This is a genomic window from Parapedomonas caeni (assembly GCF_041060555.1).
GTDB lineage: Bacteria > Pseudomonadota > Alphaproteobacteria > Sphingomonadales > Sphingomonadaceae > CAUJIW01.
This window is the reverse complement of the sequence record NZ_JBEUDS010000056.1, coordinates 1-3,273: the sequence shown is the minus strand read 5'-3', so window position 1 is coordinate 3,273 and position 3,273 is coordinate 1. Positions and strand designations below refer to the sequence as shown.

Below are 3,273 nucleotides of genomic sequence, written 5' to 3'. Positions count from 1 at the left end.
GTCCGATCCGGAAACTCTCGGAACGCCGCAACCAGCGGCGCCCGCCGCGCCGCCGGAGGCGACGGAGGCGCAGACGGATCAAACGGCCGAGCGGCTGCGCGCCGAATATGCGGAGATCGCCGCCATCACCGCCCAAGGCGCCCGGCTGGGCGTCGCCATCGACGCCGCCGACGCCATGGCGAAGGGAGTGGCGCCTCACGCGCTGCGCAGCTCCATCCTCGATGCCCTCGCGGCACGCGCCGAGGCGAGCTCTGTGGTTGCCGTGGCGCCGTCACCGGGCGGCTCGCCGGCCTCGAACGGCGGCGAAAGCCCCATCGTGCGTCGTGCGCGTGAGCGCGCCTCGGCCAACCGCAGCTGACGACAAGGAGGATCATCATGACCGTTCTCACCATGTCGCCGACCCTCGGCGACCTGCTCAAATACGAGCTCAATGCGAGCTACTGCCGCGAGGCTGTGATCCTCAAGGCTGGCACGAACTATGCGCTCGGATCCGTCCTCGGCCGGATCACCGCCTCGGGCAAGTACCGCCTGTCGCCGGACGCCGAGGTCGTCGGAGACGAGGGTGCGGAGGTCGCAACGGCCGTCCTGATCGAGGCGGTCGACGCGACGGCCGGCGACAGGACCGGCCTCGTGGTTGCCCGCGGCCCGGCAATCGTCTCCAAGGCGGCGCTCGTCTTCGACGCCGCCGTCGATGATGCGGCCAAGACGGCGGCCAAGCACGCCGAGCTCAGCGCCGCCGGCATCGTGCCACGCGACACCGCCTGATCCACGCTCGTCAGACCCAACCCGTCACCGGCTCCGAGGCGTCCGCCTTCGGGGCCTTTTTCATGCCCGTTCTATCCCAAGGAGACCCGACATCATGGTCGCCATGATCAACCCGTTCGACGCGGGCGGCTACTCGCTCGCCGAGATGACCCAGGCCATCAACATCCTGCCCAACGTCTACACCCGGCTCGGGCAGATGGGCCTGTTCCGCTTCGAAGGCGTCACACAGCGCTCCGTCGTCATCGAGCAGGCCGAGGGCGTGCTGAACCTCCTGCCCACCGTGCCGCTGGGCGGTCCCGCCACCGTCGCCAATCGCGACACGCGCTCCATGCGCTCCTTCACGGTGCCGTGGATCCCGCACGACGACGTGATCACGCCCCAGGACATCCAAGGCGTGCGCGGCTTTGGCGTTGCAGACGCCGCCGACCCGCTCGCCACCGTCATGGAGCGCAAGCTCACCCGCATGCGGGTCAAGCACGCCCAGACGCGCGAGTACATGGAGGTCAACGCGCTGCGCGGCATCGTCAAGGACGGCGCCGGCACCACGCTCTACAACTACTTCACCGAGTTCGGGCTCACGCAGCTCGAAACCGACTTCGTGCTCGGCACCGCCGGCACCCAGGTCCAGGGCAAGGTGCGCGACGTTCTGCGCAAGGTCGAGACCGAGCTCAAAGGCGAGACCATGACCGGTGTGCTGGCGATGGTGAGCCCCGAGTTCTTCGACAAGCTGATCGGTCACGCCAAGGTCGAGGAGGCCTACAAGTACTATTCCTCGACCGGGGCGCAGCCGCTGCGCGAGGACACCCGCCGACGTTTTCCCTTCGCCGGCATCCTGTTCGAGGAGTACAACGCCACCGTCACGCTCTCGACCGGCGCAACGGAAACGCTGATCCCCTCCGGCGAGGGCATCGCCTTCCCGCTGGGCACCCTCGATACCTTCGTCACCCACGGCGCGCCGGCCAACCTCATCGAGACGGTCAACACGGTCGGCCTGCCGATCTACGCGCGGCAGATCGCTCGCCCCGACGGCAGCGCCATCGAGGTCAAGACCGAGGCCTCGATCCTGCCGATCAACAAGCGTCCGCGTCTTGCCGTGCGCATCTTCTCCAGCAACTGAGCATGAGCATCTTCGCGGAGGCAGTTGACGACCTCTTCGCCGACCCAAACCTCGCGCGGGATGCCGTCTGGCGGGCGGGCGGCACGGGCGCGCCGGTGACGGTCCGGATTGTCTTGCGACAGCCGGATCGTGTCGAGAGCTTCGGCGAGACGCGCATCTGGAGCGAAAGCGTCCTTGGCGATGTGCGAACGCACGACGCCCCGAGCCTGGCGGAAGCCGATGCCTTCGAAATCGACGGCGCGATTTACGTCGTCCAGGGAGAGCCCGTGCGCGACAGCGAACGCCTTGTCTGGAGCGTCGAGCTGAGACCGGTATGAGGCTGTCCGCGACCATCATCGGTGACCTTGGTCGCATCATGGCCGAGGAGGTCAAGGCGGCCGAAAAGGCTGTCACGGCCGGTGTCGGTGAGGCGGCGGAGGGACTCAAGACCGAGCTCAGAACGCAGGTCACCAATGCGGGGCTCGGCCCTCGGCTGGCGCGCACCTGGCGGTCCGAGACCTTCCCCAAGGGCCAGAACAGCATCCGGGCGGCGGGACTCGTCTGGTCGAAAGCGCCGGGCATCATTCGCATTTACGAAGACGGCGCCACCATCCGGTCGACCAAGGGTTTCTTCCTGGCCATTCCGACCGCTGCCGCCGGACGCTTTGGCGACGGTGGCCGCAAGATTACGCCCGGTGGATGGGAACGGCGGACCGGGCAGCGGCTGCGCTTCGTCTACCGGCGCAACGCTGCGTCTCTGCTCGTCGCCGACAACATGCGCGCGCGGACGGGGAAGCGAGGCGGATACGCCAGAGCCAGTGCCGCCGCTGTGCGCAGCGGGCGCGGCTTGGTGACCGTGCCGATCTTCATTCTGGTGCCGCAGGTCACATTCAGGAAGCGGCTCGATGTCGCCTCCGCCGCTAACAGTTGGCAGGAGCGGCTGCCCGGCCTGGTCGTCCGCAACTGGGTCGACGGGCGGTAGCCCCGTCTTCGCCTTCTTCGCATCCCGGTGCATGTGCGCGCCGCACCGCGTGCGGAGCGATCACCTGCATTGCCCTCAAGCCTGAGGAAAACCAGTGTCCAGCCGTCGTGAAGCCATCCTCGGCGCCCTCTTCCAGGCGCTCGACAACACGTTGGACGCGAACGTGCGTCGCAATGAAGTGCTGCCCGAGAAGGTGCCGGCATCCGGTCTCGTCATCCTGCGCGACGGCGATCCGGGAGAGCCGGACGTGACGCTCAATCCGCGCACGGAGTTCTACGCCCACCGTGTCGAGATCGAGGTCTATGATCCACCCCCATTGAACGGGTCCACCTTGAAGTATGGTTTTGACCATGAAGGAGGACCACAATGGCAAACAAGCGACACAAGCCCGACGAGATCGTCACGAAGCTTCGGCAGGTTGAGGTTTTGC

General features: G+C 67.2%; 6 protein-coding genes. All 6 read left to right on the top strand.

Translation table 11 applies throughout. From position 1 onward, the window contains the following. The coding region (locus tag ABU113_RS17070; protein WP_454560652.1) for a hypothetical protein at positions 1–358 on the top strand (358 nt) is incomplete at its 5' end. A 17-nt stretch (positions 359–375) separates the two neighbouring features. Further along, positions 376–765 carry a head decoration protein gene (locus ABU113_RS17065; RefSeq protein ID WP_454560651.1) on the top strand — a complete coding sequence of 130 codons (390 nt, stop codon included), beginning with the start codon at positions 376–378 and terminating at the stop codon, positions 763–765. 94 nt (positions 766–859) lie between these two features. Continuing rightward, a complete protein-coding gene (locus tag ABU113_RS17060) occupies positions 860–1,882 on the top strand; it encodes a major capsid protein (protein WP_454560650.1) in 1,023 nt (340 codons plus the stop codon). 2 nt (positions 1,883–1,884) lie between these two features. Beyond that, positions 1,885–2,199, top strand: a complete 315-nt coding sequence (locus ABU113_RS17055; protein ID WP_454560649.1) for a head-tail joining protein — start codon at positions 1,885–1,887, stop codon at positions 2,197–2,199. Further along, positions 2,196–2,843, top strand: coding sequence for a DUF6441 family protein (locus ABU113_RS17050; protein ID WP_454560648.1), 648 nt, complete (start codon positions 2,196–2,198; stop codon positions 2,841–2,843). The genes ABU113_RS17055 and ABU113_RS17050 overlap by 4 nt, the downstream gene beginning before the upstream one ends. A gap of 94 nt (positions 2,844–2,937) precedes the next feature. Further along, the coding region (locus ABU113_RS17045) for a hypothetical protein (protein ID WP_454560647.1) at positions 2,938–3,273 on the top strand (336 nt) is incomplete at its 3' end.

Coding starts and splice junctions, on each gene's coding strand:
- ABU113_RS17065 (WP_454560651.1), top strand. CDS start 376: ATGACCGTTCTCACCATGTCGCCGACCCTCGGCGACCTGCTCAAATAC.
- ABU113_RS17060 (WP_454560650.1), top strand. CDS start 860: ATGGTCGCCATGATCAACCCGTTCGACGCGGGCGGCTACTCGCTCGCC.
- ABU113_RS17055 (WP_454560649.1), top strand. CDS start 1,885: ATGAGCATCTTCGCGGAGGCAGTTGACGACCTCTTCGCCGACCCAAAC.
- ABU113_RS17050 (WP_454560648.1), top strand. CDS start 2,196: ATGAGGCTGTCCGCGACCATCATCGGTGACCTTGGTCGCATCATGGCC.